Here is a 16,870-nt window from a genome sequence, read left to right on the forward strand (position 1 = left end):
TCGACCGCATTAAGGAACGAAATCGGCATCAGGAATAATACAAGGAACTTTGGGAAAAGGTAAATATTGACGAAGTGGTTGAGAAATTTGCTCCCAATTCGGAACCCGTTATCAACGACAATGGTAAAATAATCTTTAGGACGCCTGGCAGCAACATTCAGGTAGTTTGCGAAGCGACCATCGGATCTCTTCGTATTCAGGATTTGAATATAAAAAGTCGAAGAAAATCTTATCTTGATCTTGATGGGAAACGCCCTCTCAATATCGTAGAAAATGGCAAAATACGTGGTCGAACTAACAAAGAATATGAACTTGCAACTCATTTTAGAATCAAAAAGCTGAAGGAACTTTAACCAAGGAGTAAGCTATGAACGAAATGGAAGATACGACCGTATTGTATATGGAAATAGCAAAAGATGCCATTGGGCAAGAATACCTCGATTCAGGAGCCGATGTAGAAGCTGAGGAGGAAACTGAACATTACGCTACAATGACTTTGTCTGCCAAGGAATATTATTCTATCGATGAACTTCTTCTTTCCATGATAAAGCCCTGTGATGTTTTCATAGATGCAGGAGAATCGTCTACCATGGAGGCGAGGCGTGTTCAAAAGGCAAAGGAAATGACCATCGCTTTTGCAAAAAATCATCCCGAAACCAAAACGGCTTGTGATAAAATGATAAAGATGTTTGATATTGCGCTGAAGTATAATCGTGATATTGATTTCGCCTAGGAAGGTATCCATGAAGCTGGATAAATATACCCTTGTTGCAGATTTGGAAAATTTTCTGACAAAATATTCTGGGTTTGTAATTTGTCAACTTCATGCTCCTTAATACACAAATACACACAACAAAAGGAGAAACATGCCCAAACAGACTCTCGTATTCGAAAGCCCCGTCCAGCTTTCGGTGCAAAATTTCATGCTCAAAATCGCCTACAAGGACGATCCCAACAACGTCACCCTCAGAGCTATCGAGGATATCGCCATCATCCTCATCGACAATCATTCGGCATCGCTCACCACGCCGCTCATCGGCAAACTGGCAGAGCAGAATGTCGCCGTCGTATTCTGCAACGAAAAGCATATGCCGTCATCCATGCTCATGAACCTGGACGCAAACACCCTGCAAGAGAAATACTTCCGCCTGCAACTGGACGCACCCCTACCGCTAAAAAAGCAGATGTGGAAAAATGTCGTGGAGGCAAAAATCAAGAACCAGGCGCTGCACCTAAAGTCCCTTGGCAAAAAACACGACAAGCTCCTGAAATACGCCACTGGAGTCCTTAGCGGGGACTCCAGCAACCGTGAAGGACTTGCCGCGCAATGCTACTGGAGGGAACTTTTCGGCAAAGAGTTCATCCGCGACAGGTTCGGCGAGCATCCCAACGACTTTTTGAATTACGGCTACACGCTCCTGCGAGCCGCAACGGCACGCGCCCTAATGGCAAGTGGGCTACTGCCCTCCCTCGGCATTTTCCACCGGAACTATTACGACGCATTCCCACTGGCAGACGACATTATGGAGCCCTACCGCCCCTTCATCGATCAGATTGCGTACAAATTACACGCGACCAAAAAGAAAAAGTTGGACAAGGAAGTCAAGGCATCTTTTCTGGAGCTGTTCTACACCAACATTCCCTTCGGGGAACAGATGGTGCAGCTCGGAACATGCCTCACTTACACCACCGCCTCCGTCGCTAAATTTTTTATGGGCGAAACAAAGAACATCGCCTATCCGAGGGTGTCATGTGGGTCGTAGCGATTTTTGATTTTCCAAGGCACTGCAAAAGTGGGCGCCAAAACATGAATCGGTTTGTGGTCGCACTTGAAAAGGAGGGATTCAGCAGAGTCCAGCGTGGAATGTACGTCCGCTATTGCTCCACTGCGGACAACGGCAGGACGCACCGACGACGAATCGCCAATTTAATCGAACCCCGCTCCACGGTCTGCCTACTGAGCGTCACTGACAGGGAATTCCTGGAAATCTACAGCCATTTCGGCAGCACCAGGGCTCCGAAAAAATGGCCCAAAAGTCAAGATTCCATCCAATTTTTCTGATTTTTTTCAACGTCAAACCGCTGGTGAACCCGCATAAAATAAGGTATATTCAAAAGTAGGTCTTATAAGGGCTCTTTACGAGATGAGGTAAAACTTTGGGTTATGGGCACAGCAAATCGTATTGGAATTCAAAAACCATTGGCGCGGAAAGCTTTACACATTTTGGTACTTTGATTGAAAGCGAATTTGGACGAAAATTTTTACAAACGTATTTGTCTGGACCGTTAAAGGAATGGGAGGACATGATAAAGCTTGGTGCGGACAAGGCTCCCGATGTTGATGAATCACTTAAAAAACATTAAATGGCTACAATAAAACATCCGGCGGCAAATCGAGTTTTTCGAATGCGGTTTTGAATTTTTCGAACCCCTCTTTGGCCAGTTGGAATAGCTCATTCTCACTAATCCCCTTTTTTAAAACGAGGGTGTCTTTGTTGCCGGGATAATCAAGGCATAGACGTCCCGTAGGTTCTAATGTAAAAACTTGCGCTTTTTCCTTTTCAAAGTAGTTTCCAAAGAAAACCATAATCAACCTCCGTTTTCCATAAAATACCATTTTTCCTCCTAGCCGTGGTCGCCCGCCGGGCGACATTTCGCATTTTCATCCACAGACCAGCCTCTCTGCATTTTCGAGAGACTGCATGAACAGGCTCGCATATTACAAAATTTAAGGCAATTCGAGTGTAAGAACCTTTTTTACTTCTCCGTTCTCATTCATATTTTGAACGGTGAATTTGCCAAGCCCAATCAGGTCCATCCCGATTAGAACGAAATCATCTGGAAGAGGTGGAGAAGTCACTGCGATTTTTTGAAACCGAATGTTTCCAATCGCAATATCTACAATATGCTTGTTTGATGCTGTCGATCCGTTTGCCGTATGGTTTGTCGTTGTTCCTACGGCGGACAAGTTCAACGTTTTAGCTATAGTTGGCGAAATGCACGAAAGCGTTGCCCCGGTGTCCCAAATGGCTTTTGCGTGGCAGCTATTGCCTGTCAGCGGGTCGTACACCAAACACGGCGAGCAAAGCAGGTTCGTATCAAGATTGTCTTATAAGGGCTCTTTACGAGATGAGGTAAAACTTATAGCAAAAAACGGCCGAAAAACGCAAAAACACTTGACAATGTTTTTTTTTTTTTGTTTACATTTGTGTAAAAAATCTTAAAAATGGAGCTCTCAAATGAAACGCAATGCGTCAAAACGATTAGTTGCTGGTGTTTGTTCTGGAATTGCAGGGAAAAAAACACTTTTTTTATGGGTGCTTCGTGTTGTCTTATAAGGGCTCTTTACGAGATGAGGTAAAACTTTAATATGGGGCTTAGTTTTTTGTACCCAGTTTAAGAATACTTTTATCATGTAATTTTATATGCCCGAAAACATATAAGTGTTTTGGGGCTATTGGAGTTATTTACCCAGTGATAGGAGTATTTATCACTTGGTATTTTTATGCCCTTTTTTGGGTGTTGATAGGATGAAAATCACATGAAAATAATTAACTTAGGCATTCTGGCTCACGTTGACGCAGGAAAGACAACATTAACGGAAAGTTTATTGTATACCAGTGGTGCAATTGCAGAACTAGGGAGCGTAGATGAAGGCACAACAAGGACAGATACAATGAATTTGGAGCGTCAAAGGGGAATCACTATCCAGACAGCAGTGACATCTTTTCAGTGGGAGGATGTAAAAGTCAACATTATAGATACGCCAGGCCATATGGATTTTTTGGCGGAAGTATACCGTTCTTTATCCGTATTAGACGGAGCAGTATTATTAGTTTCTGCAAAGGATGGCATACAGGCACAGACCCGTATACTGTTTCATGCACTACAGATAATGAAGATTCCGACAATTTTTTTCATCAATAAAATTGACCAAGAGGGGATTGATTTGCCAATGGTATATCGGGAAATGAAAGCAAAGCTTTCTTCGGAAATTATAGTGAAGCAAAAGGTTGGGCAGCATCCCCATATAAATGTAACGGACAATGACGATATGGAACAGTGGGATGCGGTAATTATGGGAAACGATGAACTATTAGAGAAATATATGTCAGGGAAACCGTTTAAAATGTCAGAACTGGAACAGGAAGAAAACAGGAGATTCCAAAACGGAACGTTATTTCCCGTTTATCACGGAAGCGCTAAAAACAATCTGGGGATTCGGCAGCTTATAGAAGTAATTGCCAGTAAATTTTATTCATCAACGCCTGAAGGTCAATCTGAACTATGCGGGCAGGTTTTTAAGATTGAATATTCAGAGAAAAGGCGGCGTTTTGTTTATGTGCGTATATATAGCGGAACATTGCATTTGAGGGATGTTATTAGAATATCTGAAAAAGAGAAAATAAAAATCACAGAGATGTATGTTCCGACAAACGGTGAATTATATTCATCCGATACAGCCTGCTCTGGTGATATTGTAATTTTACCAAATGATGTTTTGCAGCTAAACAGTATTTTGGGGAACGAAATACTGTTGCCGCAGAGAAAATTTATTGAAAATCCTCTCCCTATGCTCCAAACAACGATTGCAGTAAAGAAACCTGAACAGCGGGAAATATTGCTTGGGGCACTTACAGAAATTTCAGATGGCGACCCTCTTTTAAAATATTATGTGGATACTACAACGCATGAGATTATACTTTCTTTTTTGGGGAATTTGCAGATGGAAGTCATTTGTGCCATCCTTGAGGAAAAATATCATGTGGAGGCAGAAATAAAAGAGCCTACTGTTATATATATGGAAAGACCGCTTAGAAAAGCAGAATATACCATCCACATAGAAGTCCCGCCAAATCCTTTCTGGGCTTCTGTCGGGTTGTCCATAGAGCCGCTCCCTATTGGAAGCGGAGTGCAGTATGAAAGCAGAGTTTCACTTGGATATTTAAATCAATCGTTCCAAAATGCGGTTATGGAGGGGGTTCTTTATGGCTGCGAGCAGGGGCTGTATGGATGGAAAGTGACAGACTGTAAAATCTGTTTTGAATATGGATTGTATTATAGTCCTGTAAGTACCCCCGCAGACTTTCGGCTGCTTTCCCCTATCGTATTGGAGCAGGCTTTAAAAAAAGCAGGGACAGAACTATTAGAGCCATATCTCCACTTTGAAATTTATGCACCGCAGGAATATCTCTCACGGGCGTATCATGATGCTCCAAGGTATTGTGCAGATATTGTAAGTACTCAGATAAAGAATGACGAGGTCATTCTGAAAGGAGAAATCCCTGCTAGATGTATTCAAGAATACAGGAACGATTTAACTTATTTCACAAATGGGCAGGGAGTCTGCTTGACAGAGTTAAAAGGATACCAGCCAGCTATTGGTAAATTTATTTGCCAACCCCGCCGCCCGAATAGCCGTATAGATAAGGTTCGGCATATGTTCCACAAGTTAGCTTAACAGCTTGCAAAAGTCATATAAAATGAGATTTGAAAGGAGAATGTGACTTCATGTTTGCTAAAAATTCAAAGGCATATTCTGTCTACCTGCTGATCCGATTTGTCTTTTCCCTGGCGGTTTCTATGTCCACAGTGCTTTCCATCGTGTACCACCTGGAGGTGGTGCAGCTGGATGCTTTCCAGCTTGTCCTGGTAGGGACGGTTCTGGAGACCTCCTGCTTTCTGTTCGAGATACCCACCGGTGTGGTGGCGGATTTGTATAGCCGTCGGCGCTCGGTGCTGATTGGAATGTTCCTCTACGGCCTGGGCTTTCTGATGGAGGGTGCGCTACCGTGGTTCGCGCCGGTTCTGCTGGCCCAGGTTGTCTGGGGTTGCGGTGATACCTTCATCACCGGCGCTCTGGAGGCGTGGATTGCCTCGGAGGAAGAGGACAAACCCATAGACAAGGTGTTCCTGCGGGGCAGTCAAATGGGGCAAATCGGCGGCGTTCTGGGCGTGGTGCTGGGCACACTGCTGGGAAACATAAACCTGCAAATGCCTGTCATCTTGGGGGGCAGTTTGTGCTTGTTGTTGGGGCTGGTGTTGGTTCGCATCATGCCAGAAACCAACTTCTCCCCTGCTATTGAGGAACGGCAGGGCTTGCTTAAAGACTTTGTCTGCCTGTTCAAGCTCAACCTGGGCTTTGTGAAAGGCTCACCTGTGTTGCTGGCGCTCTTAGCAATCACACTATGCGGGGGACTTGCCAGTGAAGGCTTTGACCGGCTCTCCACCGCTCATTTTCTGGATGACACGGTAATACCCGTTATCGGGCCGCTGAACAGCGTCACTTGGTTCGGTGTTATCAGTCTTATCGGCAGCGGCTTAGGTATTCTGGCTTCTCAGTTGCTCATCGCCCGCATGGAGAAAAAAGGGACTGTCAGCCGAACCAGTGTGGTCATGTCCACCAGCGCCGGGTATATCCTGTGCCTGGTTCTCTTCGCGGTGGGGCGGAGCTTTTGGTTCATGTTGTTGGTGTTCCTGCTGGCGGGGCTTATGCGCACCATCAAGGAGCCTGTGCTGGCCGCCTGGATGAACGACCATGTGGATGAGAAAATGCGCGCCACAGTCTTTTCCACCAGCGGACAGCTGGACTCTTTCGGGCAGATCATCGGCGGGCCTATTGTGGGGCTGGTAGCCCAGCAGGTGTCCATACCCTGGGGGCTGGTCTGTACCGCTTTCCTGCTGTTGCCCGCGCTGTTCTTAGTGCCGGTGGCGGGAAAGAAGCGGGATTGATATGGCATAGTTAAGTTTACTGACGAGCGGGAGATTACTTCCGCTCGTCTTCATTTAGTAGCGCAAAATTTGAGGACTCTTTATTTCCTTATTCGGTATAGCGGAGGCGGCTGTCAATTCGACATAATTTTCTTGTGATACTTTACCGTACATGAGCATTTGTTTCGTATTTGAAAGAACAAACTCACCAAATAAAAAAAACGATATTCGGGTGGGTTATTTTGTTATACCCTAAATTACCCTCTGAGTAAGCACGACCTTAAAGACTTAAAGGAACGGTGCAACGAGCAGAGCTGGGAACAGGGCTTGCGTCTTATAAGGGCTCTTTACGAGATGAGGTAAAACGCAGGTCTTTTTGAAGGTTCTAATGGTCTTGGACTTCTACAGGAAGTATGTGCAGGTTATGTTGGACATGCTATTGCAGCCAAGTTTAAGACCTACTTTGCCCAGCACGGTACCGGTCTTGATGCAAAGGCAATTATGACATCCAAGGATTTCAAGAAGGACTACGAAAAGAAGATTAAGGCTCTTTGCTAGAAGTCCAAGATTGAAGGTCTTATAAGGGCTCTTTACGAGATGAGGTAAAACTAACCTATATTCGGATACGGAGGTTTGATTGTGGCTGAACAGAATTTTCCCTGGAGGAACATATGATTACACCGCAGCAAGCACTTGAAATCTTCAAAAAGCGTTTCCCTAAAACGCGTGTTCTATGGATTCGTGAGCATAGTGATTTCTATTCCTTCGAAAGGCGTTCCGAAGACGGTCACTCGTATATTACAGGCGGAATCCCTGTTGTAGATAAAAAAGACGGAAGCATGTACGGTGTACACATTGTCAAAGACCGTGAAGCACTCAACAATTATAAAAAGATTGACATCTAATCTACAGCAAACTTAAGTCTTATAAGGGCTCTTTACGAGATGAGGTAAAACTTATGGAACTTGTAGAAAACATAAAGGAAAAATTTTCATTTTACAAGGAAAATGACACGGACAAGATGTATCGCGTCGATTTTCCGGATATGGACGGTTGGCTAGCTGTTTCATTTGACAAAAAAAAAGTTCTATTTCTCTATAAGGATTATCCCCAGAATTTTTCGAAGGAAGAAAAGGCTATCTTTGAAAAAGAAGAACCTTTCTGGGCCTCATTTTTTAATAACGGTCGATAATCATTTTACATCACCATCGATACCTTTCATCTGACTTTCGGGACGAGTGTTAATAAATCCCATCATTTTTTGAAATTCATAGTTATTCGCTATAGTTTCTATATTCGCCAGATACGCTTGCTGTTCTAATTTAATACCATAAGTGCTCATTGTTTTTTGACAACCAAAACGTTCCTTTAAGAAACGATCTGAAATTGTAAATGTCTTAAAGCCATTATTCTCCGGTATACGTCTTTGCAACTCCAAATACTCTACGATACCGCTCCTTTTTCTAACAATGGCTGCGTGTCGGCCTGTAAAGAAATAATACTCCTTTGTCTTATAAGGGCTCTTTACGAGATGAGGTAAAACTAAAAATCAGTAGTTGTCGCCGAGGAACTCCTCGAACCTTTTGTCTCGGAATTCCCAGTCAATTTTTATGCTGTCTCGATTTTGATTGTGACGATTGTAAGACATAGCATGAAGACGGAAAAGGTCCGGGTCCAAGAAATCCTTGAGGTCCGGTTTAAGCTTGACAGGATTTTTTCTGACGCGCTCTACAGAACGACGGATTTCGTCCTCGTCCTTACGCAAGAATTCATCAAGTTCATCCATCGTGTACGGCATGTCAAGCCTCCAATTCACATTCGAATATAACAACTTCTCCAAACTTTCGTTCTTTTGTCTTATAAGGGCTCTTTACGAGATGAGGTAAAACTTCGCCCGGTGAGGTAGCCCTCCGGTGTCCTGCGCAACAGCTGCGGTTCAAAAATGCTGGAATCTTTAAGAATTGCCATACGTGCATAATATAGGCACGTACGGTCACGATGTTGTCAATCGCCTAAAACACGCTAAAAGACGCTTAAAAAGGACTAAAGAGGAATCCGACTTTTCTCAGTGGAAAAATGTATATTGGTGATATGTAGGTTTGATTATGGCTGAACAGAAAAAAGAATTCTTCTGGAAATACGAAAGCGTCCTTGACCACGACATAACTCCGGAACAGTTCAAGGCTATTACAGGATGTAGCTGGGAAAGGCGCTTCGAATACCTCCAAAGCGTCGTCAATAGCCCCTATGCTGGAGCATCTGACATTTGCCTTTTGTATGGTGGCCGATATGGAAGGCCTAGAAACGAGGATGTATGCAATAAGTATTCGGCACTAGCAGCTAAAGCACCTATGGTTTATGACAGGTGTGATTAAGGGCCAAGAAACTTTATAAAATCGTCATGGTCTCTCATAGATTCTAAAGCCCCAAGAACTTCATCAAGGCTTTTTGTGGTTCCGCTATGTTTCTTGAAGAAATCATACAGGACAGTATCAAGTTCATCATATTTTCCGTTTAACAGCTTATCCCTAAAGTGAGCAAGCGCATTACTTTCGTCTATCCCTTTCGCCTTGATAAATTCCCGTAGAGTCTTATAAGGGCTCTTTACGAGATGGGGTAAAACGCCGTGATGACGGATTCGGGCGCGCCCACCTCAGATTCGGGGCGCAGCACGCGCACGATCGTCTTTCCGTCCTCGCCGAGGTAGCGGAACACGCCCGCGCATGTCACGCGGATTCGCCCGGTGAGGTAGCCCTCCGGGGTCCTGCGCAACAGCTGCGGTTCAAAAATGCTGGAATCTTTAAGAATTGCCATACGTGCATAATATAGGCACGTGCGGTCACGATGTTGTCAATCGCCTAAAACACGCTAAAAGACGCTTAAAAAGTTTAAAGCCCAAAGAATACGGATTTGTCTTTTGTAGCGAAAAATGGTATAAAAGGCATAAGGACAGCATTTTGTAAGATATGCACAATTCAAATAATTAAGAATAATCAAAAATAATTAACTTTTGAAAAAATTAAGGTATATTTGGATTATGAAGGTCTTTTATACAAGCCGAGTGAAGAAATCCGTTGAAAAGATGCCCCAAGAACAGCAGGAAATCTTCTACCGTCTAGTAAAGGACATCCAGCTGAACGGCCCCGTACGTTTCAACTGGCCACATTACGGAATACTCACGGGGACACATACGCACCACTGCCACCTGTCTAGGGACTGGGTCGCGTGTTGGTACGAAACAGTCAAAGGAATCGAAGTGGAGGTCACCTATGCTGGTAGCCGTGGAAAAGCCCCGTACGCGAAACACTGAGGCCGTCTCGTTCAAGGTCGAAGGCGAACGAATCCCGGAATGGCTTCTGGGGATAGTCCGCGAAGTTTACCCGACAGCGAAGGTTGAGGACGGCGACGATAGAATCGAGATATCGAGCACAGACTGGTACAAGGAAATGGAATCCAGGGACACTCCGGCAAGGACGCTAAAGATCATGCGGACCGCCGCTGGACTCACGCAGAAGGATTTGGCAAAGAAATTGGGGATTGCGTTCCAGAACTACAACCCGCTTGAACGCGGAACGCGCCCAATCACCATGCAGATGGCGATGAGGCTTGCGGATGCCCTTGGCACGTCCTACGAGATGTTCTACAAGGAAAAATAACCTATATTCGGATATGGAGGTTTGATTGTGGCTGAACAGAATTTTCCCTGGAGGAACATATGATTACACCGCAGCAGGCACTCGAAATCTTCAGGAAGCGTTACCCAAAAACGCGGGTTCTATGGATACGAGAACATAAGGATTTCTACTCCTTTGCTCGACAATCCGAAGATGGACACAACCTCATTACAGGCGGCACTCCAGTTGTCGACAAAAATGACGGAAGTATGTATGGTCTCCATCTCGTGAAGCACCGCAATTTGTTGATGAATTTTAAAAAAATTGACATCTAATCTACAGCAAAATTAATCTTGTCCGTGAAACGAAGCGTATCTATACGTGTGTAAGCAAACGAGTTCTTCTTTTGCCCGCTGAATACTTCCGTCCCGTAAAATTCGTTAGTTTGTGGGTCTATAAAGAACACGCGACCGCCGATATTCTCACCAATAAACACGTGACCTTCATAACCATTTTTTCCTTCGTACCTAACAACCACCCTTGAACCGGGACTGTATTCCTTCAACGCATGCGCAATATTTGCCTCTATGCTTTTCGGGTGGTACCCTTCTACCCTGACCATCTTCGCCCCCTTGAAGGCAAGCGTCCACAAGTCCGGGTCATTAGCTAAAGCCAAAATGTCGTTTTCAAAAGATTGTGCAGCATGAACATCGTAACCGCGACGCCTAGCCTCGTATGCAATCACGGAGCGTTGGCAATTATTATCCCATTCTAGCGTCAAATACCCCTTCGCATTCCTTTGGGCGTTTGCGTTGGCGAGTTCTAGGTCTTATAAGGGCTCTTTACGAGATGAGGTAAAATCCGCCCTCGCGCCCGTAGCAGAGCGTCTTGGCGACCGTGGCGAGGCTCGCCCCGGGCTTCCCGTCCTTGGACGGCTCCTTCGCGTCGTCCGCCCATCCGACGACCACTTCCTTGAACGAGAGCCGCCTTGCGCGGTTCTCCATGGCTTCCAGCTTCTTGACGAGTTTCATTATCGCGGACATGGCAAAAAAATAGGCTCCCACGAGAAATGGGAGCCGGAAAACGGAAATTCTTGTAAAAATCTATTCTATAAACTTAAACGAGGCATCATCAATATGTGTGGTAGCATTTAGGCAGCCTTGCTAGATGATTCTCTCGATTCCGATTCCCATTCGTAGGCTATCTTTACATCGACATAGGAACAGCTCAACATTATCAGCGACAGCATGTTGTTCATGTTCCTGAAGCCATAGGCAGTCCGTATCAGTAGCTTTATCTTGTTGTTCGTCGCCTCGATCCTTGCGTTTGACACGCCCAGCCTGATTGTGTTGAGGATTCCGTCGTAGTTACGCTTGATCTTTGCGTACAGATCCTTGACTGAGCCGATGCGTGAGTGGCTTGCACGCCACAGCCACCTGTCCAGATTTTCCCTGGCATCGTCATAGCCCATCTTCAGGATGATGCGCAGTTCCTCCTTGAGCTGGTATGCCCTGTAGAGACGCGGATAGCGGCTTGCTATGAGTTCTATTTTTCTCTGCTGGCTTTCGTTAAGGTTCTCTGGAGCCTTGCCCAGAGCGTACCTGGAGTTCTTTATCCCCTCCGCGGTGCGGTCCTTCGGGACGCTATCCTTCGTGGGCCTGCCTCGGCCCCGTTTCTGATTGCGGTTTTCCTTGCGGGCCTCCTTCCAGGCTTCCACACGGACCTTGTCCAGGGCTTCTGTCGCCCACTGTACGACATGGAAGCTGTCCACGCACCGTTCGGCATTGGGCAGGAACTCCTCGATGCTTGACCTTATCCACTTGGCTCCGTCACAAGTCACAAGCTCCACGCCCTTGCGCTGCTCTTCGCTGAGTTCCCTCATGAAGAGGTCCAGCACCTCCTTCCCGTAGCCCTCGTGGACCCAGATCACGCAGCGCCTGTCGTGATCCACTACCACCGTTATGTACTTGTGCCCTTTCTTGTAGCTGGTCTCGTCGATGCCTATGCGCCTGAAGATGCAGCCTGCCTTGATCGGCCTTGTGTCCAGGCGATCCCATACGCGGTCGGCAATTTCCCCCACGGTATTCCAGGCGATGCGTAGCTGCTTTGCGACAGCCTTTTTCGACATGCTGCATACGGCCCATGCGACCTGCTGCTCGAAGGCGTCGGTGAAGCCTGACCTGTGGCTTGCCCACGGCACCTTCACCGTTTTTACGCCGCATTTCTTGCACTTCACCCTGTAGGTGTCCATCCTGATGAAGCCCATCTTCGTGCCGAGATCGAGCGTCCGCCATACCCTCTGTTCCCGGCCGTTGTCGTAGAGCTTCCCTTTTCGCCCACAACAGCCGCACCTGCTGGCGTTGCCCTTGGTGAGTCTTACCGTGATGGTGACCGTGGTGTCGGTTTGCTCCTGCTTGACGACTGAACAGCCGTTGACATTGAAGATGGATTTGTATAATTTTGACATGGGCTTTTTCTTCTGTTTTTTTTGGCGATTAAATTTTAGAAAATAGCCCATTTTTTTTTGTTTGATTTAGGCGAAAGTCAACAAAAAAAGGGTGGCGAAGCCACCCACACATGTTGATGAAGAGCCACTTAAACTCATGTTTTTTGTAAAAAAAGAAAAAAGATTTATCGTAATTTATCAAGTCTTCAAGAACACCCTTTGAAACTTCAGATTTTTCACAAAACCTGATTTATACGCCTTTTCCAAGGCTTCGAGGGATCCTTTATTTTTGAAGAACGGTATCATTTTTCACCTTCCGTACATAATCTACTAAATAATTCGGCAAAGTGGTATCCCCACGGGCGAACATTGCGTATATTTCAGCAAAGAACTCGTCCCTATTCCGTTCTGCATATTCAGATATTTTAGCCATATCACCGTCTTATAAGGGCTCTTTACGAGATGAGGTAAAATTGTAAATTTTGCGAATTTTGCGATTTTTTACAGGACGATTTTTTACTTGTAAACTTATAGACTGGAGAATGAAAAGAATGTATATTGTATATGTCTCGGAAAGCAACATACCGGTATAGATGCCGGACCATGGGTGCTACCGAGATTTTTTGTATCCATCAACATTTTAATTGTCTTTTGATACTTATTAGGGTGAACAGGGAACAAATGACCTCCTGTATTTGAATGCCTAATTCCGATAATATTTGTTCGGACTAAAGAGTCCCACCCTGCGAAACCGACTGGCCTTATATAGTTGACCCTTAAAAAGTCACTTCGCGAGCGCAGGATAAGGAGGTTCGCCGTTTTTATTCACCCCTTCCCGGCAAAGGAAGCAACAGTATAGCCATTCCAACAGGACAAAAAAGCGCCTCATGGCCCTCTTGAAGTTGAACGCCGCTGCTGCAAGCTTTGCATTGAGCATGTCGCCAAAGATTCCCTTGTAGAAATTTCTACCCATACGGTGGTCGCTTTTCAGGTGGCCGTTGATAGGCTCGATGCCTGCCCTCTTGCAAAAAAGCTTGTGAGCCTTTTCCTTCTGGTAGTAAGTCGCGTTTTTCTTCGGGACGTCCGGTATCACGATCTTTGTCGTTCCGGATTCCTTTTGTCCGCGGTAGCCTCGGTCGCATGCGGCCTGGCTCGGCCTGAATCCAAGCATTTGTTCAACATGGTCAAGCGTATCGTCTATCGTATGTCCGTCATACTCGTCCCGGAACGAGACCGCGCCGACAATGATGCCGCTGTAGCTCCGGGCGATTGACACCTTGTTGCCGAACTCGTATTTCTTGTGTTCCTTGCCCTTGCCGATGCATTTTACTTCGGGTTCGTGAAGCGAATAGACCTTGTCCTTGTCGCATTTCTTCTGTGCCAGAACTTTTTTGAAAAGCTCGATTTTTTCTTTGTACGTGTTCAACAAGTTCTTGCTGGCGAGATTTCGCTCTAATTCACGGACGAGCCGTCCCGCGATTGTCTTCAGCCTGCGATCTGCCTTGTGAGCCTTCTTGCCGTTCTTCGGGTGATTGCGGAAACGCTGGTCACGATGGACCTTCTTCAAGGTTCTCTTGTAGGACTGTCTTTGCGGAAGATCATGCTCTTCCACGATCCTCTGTACCTGTTCTATTATCTTGTTCGCAAGTTTGGCGTCTGTAGGGAACGTGATGTTCTTTTCCTGCACGGTCGTGTCAAGAAAGACCGTGCCGCATCCTGTCGGTCCTTGTTTATCGTGGTCATCGTTGACGAGGATACTTTCCTTGAGGATCATGTCCATGCCCGCTTCGCCAATCATGTGCCGGAAGTGAACAAGTTCGCTCGGGTCGCAGGGTTGCTCCGTCGAGAAGAACCGTTCTCCGCAAAAATACTGGTAATAGGCGTTTTCCTGAAACTGCTCCACGACGGACTCGTCCGATACGTTGCGGATGTGCTTCAGGATGATGAGCCCGGTCATGAGACGGATCGGCTTGTTCGGCGCACCCATTTTGTCGTCAAACCGTTTCGAAAACTCGGTCTCGAACTTGTTCCAGTCAATCTTGTTCGCGAGAACGTAGAGGGAATGCTTGTGGTTCAACTGCTCCTCAAGGGAACAGAAAAGGCTTGTCTGTGCGTGGGATTTTGGCGGTCTGTACATAAAAAATTGCAAGGTTTTCAATCATATTTTAGAAAACCTTGCAATATTTTCACAGGGTAGAAATCAGTTTTTCCCAATAGTTATGCGGGCTGGGCGGGATTTTAAGGGACGACTATATATTTAATTATTTCTCTTTTTTCTCCATTCACATCAAACAAAATTCCTGTACCAACAAGTTTTTCGTATTCCGCAAATGGGTCAAAATCGGAATCAAAGAAACACTGCAGCGCTGGTCTATTTTTTCTTTCTCCAACACCTTTTTTATTGTTCTCTAAAATTATTTCGTATTCCTTTGTACCAACAATATGCCTGTTCTGTTTTTCTCTGTTAATAATTAAATTATTCTTGTCAGCCAAGAACACAGGCCACATTTCTGCCAATTCCCTTTCGGTATACAGTCCGCTCGCTCTTGCCTTGGCTAGTTTCTCTTCGTGTCTTATAAGGGCTCTTTACGAGATGAGGTAAAATTTTACGATTTCAAGCAGGTCAAATTTTCAAAGATTGAACACCGATTTAATGATGCCTTGGAACAGACGGACAACGTGGTTCTGCGATTAGAAGGGGACGATTTCGATATCCAGCGTGTATTCGGAAAGTTACGGAAACACGTAAGAAACAGAACTGGAAAATTAATCTTGATTCTTGGGGAAAAAATAGTCGTTACGGATTTCAATGATATAAAATAAAAAATCCAAGTTTTTCCGGCGAGAAAACTTGGAAAACCCTGGCGGCCCGGGCCGTAGCCCCGACCAGTTAGCTCGTTTCCGAACTCATGGCTTCGTTTCCGAAGTCATCTGTAATATACATTATTTTTGTGCTCTACACAATAATTTTATAAAATTTTGTCGGTAAAAAAGCGGTATCCGGATGTGCCTTTCGTGTGCCGTTTTTACGGAAGCGTTGCTGTCAGTGGCTTTTCCGGAAGCCGCGGACTCATAAGTCTTATAAGGGCTCTTTACGAGATGAGGTAAAATTGTTCTCCGGTATTTTACAAGGAATGACAATCCTTTTTTATCAGTTGGTCACGTAATCATCGCCGATGTGAAAAATGGATCGCCGAAATACATAGATCCGCAAACCGGAACGGTAAAGGTTTTTGCCCTTTCGGAAATAAAGCTGGATTCTATTCGCATAACAAAAACGGACGATTTCAAACCGTCCGCAAATATCACTGACTTCGTAAAATGAGAACTTACTTCAAAACGCAAATCGTTTTGGATTCAGGAATTTTGTCGTACACCGTGTAAGGCTTCCATTGTAGGGTCTTTTTAATTACTGCAGGGATAGTCCCCAAGATGGGAATTGAACCATTGGAGCAACGAATTGCAAAGACGTACCGTTCGTCATTTTCCGCGACGGCCTTGATCGAAAACCCCTTCATGTGGTCATATACGATGTCGATCGCTTTTTTTAAATCAGGGCTCATAACAAATTCCTCTCCTTGTAAAAATAAACAATTCGATTGTTACAAGCAATAAAAAGATGACTCTTTTGCCTAAAGTCTTATAAGGGCTCTTTACGAGATGAGGTAAAACTTGAAGAATAGAAATTGACCGTCGGAACAATTTTTTGTTGATTTCATGGGGAAAACAAGGGTTCGTTTGTTGATTTTCTCAGTGGAAAAAGGTATACTGGTGATATGTAGGTTTGATTATGGCTGAACAGAAAAAAGAATTCTTCTGGAAATACGAAAGCGTCCTTGACCACGACATAACGCCGGAACAGTTCAAGGCAGTTACCGGCTTTGACTGGGAAAGGCGCTTCGAATACCTCCAAAGCGTCGTCAACAGCCCCTATGCTGGATGCAGGGATATTGTTGAATTGTATGGAGGTTTGCACAGTCGCCCAAGAAACAACAATAAGTGCAAGCACTATTCCGAACTCGCAGCAAAGGCCCCAATGATTATGGATTACTGCGACTAAGGAAAGATATAAAATCATTGGAATCTTTACAATTTTCAA

Annotated in this window: 25 protein-coding genes; 14 read left to right on the plus strand and 11 right to left on the minus strand. The window is 45.1% G+C overall.

The window, feature by feature from the left end; translation table 11 throughout:
• The first annotated feature begins 367 nt into the window (after positions 1-367).
• The 4 genes from BGX16_RS09355 (at position 368) to BGX16_RS09370 (ending at position 2,364) form a co-directional block, all read left to right on the plus strand.
• Positions 368-733: a hypothetical protein gene (locus BGX16_RS09355; protein WP_100425796.1), complete on the plus strand. Its 366-nt coding sequence runs from the start codon at positions 368-370 to the stop codon at positions 731-733.
• Between the two features lie 133 nt (positions 734-866).
• Positions 867-1,763: a type II CRISPR-associated endonuclease Cas1 gene (cas1, locus tag BGX16_RS09360; protein ID WP_100425797.1), complete on the plus strand. Its 897-nt coding sequence runs from the start codon at positions 867-869 to the stop codon at positions 1,761-1,763.
• Positions 1,764-1,807: 44 nt separating this feature from the next.
• Positions 1,808-2,062, plus strand: a complete 255-nt coding sequence (gene cas2 / locus BGX16_RS15255; RefSeq protein WP_420866602.1) for a CRISPR-associated endonuclease Cas2 — start codon at positions 1,808-1,810, stop codon at positions 2,060-2,062.
• A 95-nt stretch (positions 2,063-2,157) separates the two neighbouring features.
• Complete coding sequence (locus tag BGX16_RS09370; RefSeq protein ID WP_100425799.1) at positions 2,158-2,364, plus strand: hypothetical protein; 207 nt, start codon at positions 2,158-2,160, stop codon at positions 2,362-2,364.
• 4 nt (positions 2,365-2,368) lie between these two features.
• Here BGX16_RS09370 and BGX16_RS09375 read toward each other — a convergent pair whose 3' ends face one another.
• Entirely contained in the window at positions 2,369-2,617 is a 249-nt protein-coding gene (locus BGX16_RS09375; protein WP_157797963.1) for a hypothetical protein, read from the minus strand.
• A 111-nt stretch (positions 2,618-2,728) separates the two neighbouring features.
• A complete protein-coding gene (locus BGX16_RS15260; RefSeq protein ID WP_157797964.1) occupies positions 2,729-3,070 on the minus strand; it encodes a retropepsin-like aspartic protease in 342 nt (113 codons plus the stop codon).
• Between the two features lie 169 nt (positions 3,071-3,239).
• Here BGX16_RS15260 and BGX16_RS14650 point away from each other — a divergent pair, with 169 nt between their 5' ends.
• The 5 genes from BGX16_RS14650 (at position 3,240) to BGX16_RS09400 (ending at position 7,903) form a co-directional block, all read left to right on the plus strand.
• Positions 3,240-3,338 carry a PspC domain-containing protein gene (locus BGX16_RS14650; RefSeq protein ID WP_157797965.1) on the plus strand — a complete coding sequence of 33 codons (99 nt, stop codon included), beginning with the start codon at positions 3,240-3,242 and terminating at the stop codon, positions 3,336-3,338.
• A gap of 203 nt (positions 3,339-3,541) precedes the next feature.
• Positions 3,542-5,461, plus strand: a complete 1,920-nt coding sequence (gene tet(O) / locus BGX16_RS09385; protein WP_100425802.1) for a tetracycline resistance ribosomal protection protein Tet(O) — start codon at positions 3,542-3,544, stop codon at positions 5,459-5,461.
• A 50-nt stretch (positions 5,462-5,511) separates the two neighbouring features.
• The gene (gene tet(40) / locus BGX16_RS09390; protein ID WP_100426818.1) at positions 5,512-6,732 is read left to right on the plus strand and encodes a tetracycline efflux MFS transporter Tet(40); all 1,221 of its coding nucleotides are present in this window, start codon (positions 5,512-5,514) and stop codon (positions 6,730-6,732) included.
• A 650-nt stretch (positions 6,733-7,382) separates the two neighbouring features.
• The gene (locus BGX16_RS09395) at positions 7,383-7,616 is read left to right on the plus strand and encodes a PepSY domain-containing protein (RefSeq protein WP_100425803.1); all 234 of its coding nucleotides are present in this window, start codon (positions 7,383-7,385) and stop codon (positions 7,614-7,616) included.
• A gap of 53 nt (positions 7,617-7,669) precedes the next feature.
• Entirely contained in the window at positions 7,670-7,903 is a 234-nt protein-coding gene (locus tag BGX16_RS09400) for a DUF7675 family protein (RefSeq protein WP_100425734.1), read from the plus strand.
• Here the strand turns inward: BGX16_RS09400 and BGX16_RS14655 are convergent, their stop codons facing one another.
• The gene (locus tag BGX16_RS14655; RefSeq protein ID WP_157797966.1) at positions 7,904-8,149 is read right to left on the minus strand and encodes a hypothetical protein; all 246 of its coding nucleotides are present in this window, start codon (positions 8,147-8,149) and stop codon (positions 7,904-7,906) included. It abuts the gene before it with no gap.
• A gap of 111 nt (positions 8,150-8,260) precedes the next feature.
• Positions 8,261-8,551, minus strand: a complete 291-nt coding sequence (locus tag BGX16_RS09405; RefSeq protein ID WP_100425804.1) for a hypothetical protein — start codon at positions 8,549-8,551, stop codon at positions 8,261-8,263.
• 265 nt (positions 8,552-8,816) lie between these two features.
• Between BGX16_RS09405 and BGX16_RS09410 the strand changes: the two genes are divergently transcribed.
• Entirely contained in the window at positions 8,817-9,086 is a 270-nt protein-coding gene (locus BGX16_RS09410; protein ID WP_100425805.1) for a hypothetical protein, read from the plus strand.
• A 229-nt stretch (positions 9,087-9,315) separates the two neighbouring features.
• Here the strand turns inward: BGX16_RS09410 and BGX16_RS09415 are convergent, their stop codons facing one another.
• Entirely contained in the window at positions 9,316-9,525 is a 210-nt protein-coding gene (locus BGX16_RS09415) for a DUF2213 domain-containing protein (protein ID WP_100425806.1), read from the minus strand.
• Positions 9,526-9,748: 223 nt separating this feature from the next.
• Between BGX16_RS09415 and BGX16_RS09420 the strand changes: the two genes are divergently transcribed.
• The 3 genes from BGX16_RS09420 to BGX16_RS09430 are packed head-to-tail and all read left to right on the plus strand — an operon-like array spanning position 9,749 to position 10,660.
• Positions 9,749-10,021 (plus strand): hypothetical protein, encoded by a 273-nt coding sequence (locus BGX16_RS09420; protein WP_100425807.1) that lies wholly within the window; start codon positions 9,749-9,751, stop codon positions 10,019-10,021.
• Positions 9,981-10,367 carry a helix-turn-helix transcriptional regulator gene (locus BGX16_RS15010; RefSeq protein WP_241899519.1) on the plus strand — a complete coding sequence of 129 codons (387 nt, stop codon included), beginning with the start codon at positions 9,981-9,983 and terminating at the stop codon, positions 10,365-10,367. Before BGX16_RS09420 ends, BGX16_RS15010 begins: the two co-directional genes overlap by 41 nt.
• A 59-nt stretch (positions 10,368-10,426) precedes the next feature.
• The gene (locus BGX16_RS09430; protein ID WP_100425808.1) at positions 10,427-10,660 is read left to right on the plus strand and encodes a lipoate--protein ligase family protein; all 234 of its coding nucleotides are present in this window, start codon (positions 10,427-10,429) and stop codon (positions 10,658-10,660) included.
• On the opposite strand, the gene BGX16_RS09435 is transcribed toward BGX16_RS09430, so the two are convergent.
• From BGX16_RS09435 to BGX16_RS09460, 6 genes are all read right to left on the minus strand, one after another.
• Entirely contained in the window at positions 10,657-11,106 is a 450-nt protein-coding gene (locus BGX16_RS09435) for a toxin glutamine deamidase domain-containing protein (protein WP_100425809.1), read from the minus strand. The genes BGX16_RS09430 and BGX16_RS09435 overlap by 4 nt on opposite strands.
• Before the next feature lie 61 nt (positions 11,107-11,167).
• Positions 11,168-11,356 (minus strand): hypothetical protein, encoded by a 189-nt coding sequence (locus BGX16_RS09440; protein WP_157797967.1) that lies wholly within the window; start codon positions 11,354-11,356, stop codon positions 11,168-11,170.
• 119 nt (positions 11,357-11,475) lie between these two features.
• A complete protein-coding gene (locus BGX16_RS09445; RefSeq protein WP_100425318.1) occupies positions 11,476-12,792 on the minus strand; it encodes an ISL3 family transposase in 1,317 nt (438 codons plus the stop codon).
• Between the two features lie 763 nt (positions 12,793-13,555).
• A complete protein-coding gene (locus BGX16_RS09450; protein ID WP_198514820.1) occupies positions 13,556-14,908 on the minus strand; it encodes an IS5 family transposase in 1,353 nt (450 codons plus the stop codon).
• A 101-nt stretch (positions 14,909-15,009) separates the two neighbouring features.
• Entirely contained in the window at positions 15,010-15,288 is a 279-nt protein-coding gene (locus BGX16_RS09455; protein ID WP_157797968.1) for a hypothetical protein, read from the minus strand.
• 812 nt (positions 15,289-16,100) lie between these two features.
• The gene (locus tag BGX16_RS09460) at positions 16,101-16,334 is read right to left on the minus strand and encodes a hypothetical protein (RefSeq protein ID WP_100425812.1); all 234 of its coding nucleotides are present in this window, start codon (positions 16,332-16,334) and stop codon (positions 16,101-16,103) included.
• Between the two features lie 227 nt (positions 16,335-16,561).
• Here BGX16_RS09460 and BGX16_RS09465 point away from each other — a divergent pair, with 227 nt between their 5' ends.
• Positions 16,562-16,831, plus strand: a complete 270-nt coding sequence (locus tag BGX16_RS09465; protein ID WP_100425813.1) for a hypothetical protein — start codon at positions 16,562-16,564, stop codon at positions 16,829-16,831.
• The last annotated feature ends 39 nt before the right edge of the window (positions 16,832-16,870 follow it).

This window comes from Hallerella succinigenes, assembly GCF_002797675.1.
GTDB classification, from domain to species: Bacteria; Fibrobacterota; Fibrobacteria; order Fibrobacterales; family Fibrobacteraceae; genus Hallerella; species Hallerella succinigenes.

Coding starts and splice junctions, on each gene's coding strand:
- BGX16_RS09430 (WP_100425808.1), top strand. CDS start 10,427: ATGATTACACCGCAGCAGGCACTCGAAATCTTCAGGAAGCGTTACCCA.
- cas1 (WP_100425797.1), top strand. CDS start 867: ATGCCCAAACAGACTCTCGTATTCGAAAGCCCCGTCCAGCTTTCGGTG.
- cas2 (WP_420866602.1), top strand. CDS start 1,808: ATGAATCGGTTTGTGGTCGCACTTGAAAAGGAGGGATTCAGCAGAGTC.
- BGX16_RS15010 (WP_241899519.1), top strand. CDS start 9,981: ATGCTGGTAGCCGTGGAAAAGCCCCGTACGCGAAACACTGAGGCCGTC.
- BGX16_RS09465 (WP_100425813.1), top strand. CDS start 16,562: ATGGCTGAACAGAAAAAAGAATTCTTCTGGAAATACGAAAGCGTCCTT.
- BGX16_RS09440 (WP_157797967.1), bottom strand. CDS start 11,356: ATGAAACTCGTCAAGAAGCTGGAAGCCATGGAGAACCGCGCAAGGCGG.
- BGX16_RS09445 (WP_100425318.1), bottom strand. CDS start 12,792: ATGTCAAAATTATACAAATCCATCTTCAATGTCAACGGCTGTTCAGTC.
- BGX16_RS09355 (WP_100425796.1), top strand. CDS start 368: ATGAACGAAATGGAAGATACGACCGTATTGTATATGGAAATAGCAAAA.
- BGX16_RS09420 (WP_100425807.1), top strand. CDS start 9,749: ATGAAGGTCTTTTATACAAGCCGAGTGAAGAAATCCGTTGAAAAGATG.
- BGX16_RS09415 (WP_100425806.1), bottom strand. CDS start 9,525: ATGGCAATTCTTAAAGATTCCAGCATTTTTGAACCGCAGCTGTTGCGC.
- BGX16_RS14650 (WP_157797965.1), top strand. CDS start 3,240: ATGAAACGCAATGCGTCAAAACGATTAGTTGCTGGTGTTTGTTCTGGA.
- BGX16_RS09450 (WP_198514820.1), bottom strand. CDS start 14,908: ATGTACAGACCGCCAAAATCCCACGCACAGACAAGCCTTTTCTGTTCC.
- BGX16_RS09395 (WP_100425803.1), top strand. CDS start 7,383: ATGATTACACCGCAGCAAGCACTTGAAATCTTCAAAAAGCGTTTCCCT.
- BGX16_RS09375 (WP_157797963.1), bottom strand. CDS start 2,617: ATGGTATTTTATGGAAAACGGAGGTTGATTATGGTTTTCTTTGGAAAC.
- BGX16_RS09400 (WP_100425734.1), top strand. CDS start 7,670: ATGGAACTTGTAGAAAACATAAAGGAAAAATTTTCATTTTACAAGGAA.
- BGX16_RS09460 (WP_100425812.1), bottom strand. CDS start 16,334: ATGAGCCCTGATTTAAAAAAAGCGATCGACATCGTATATGACCACATG.
- BGX16_RS09410 (WP_100425805.1), top strand. CDS start 8,817: ATGGCTGAACAGAAAAAAGAATTCTTCTGGAAATACGAAAGCGTCCTT.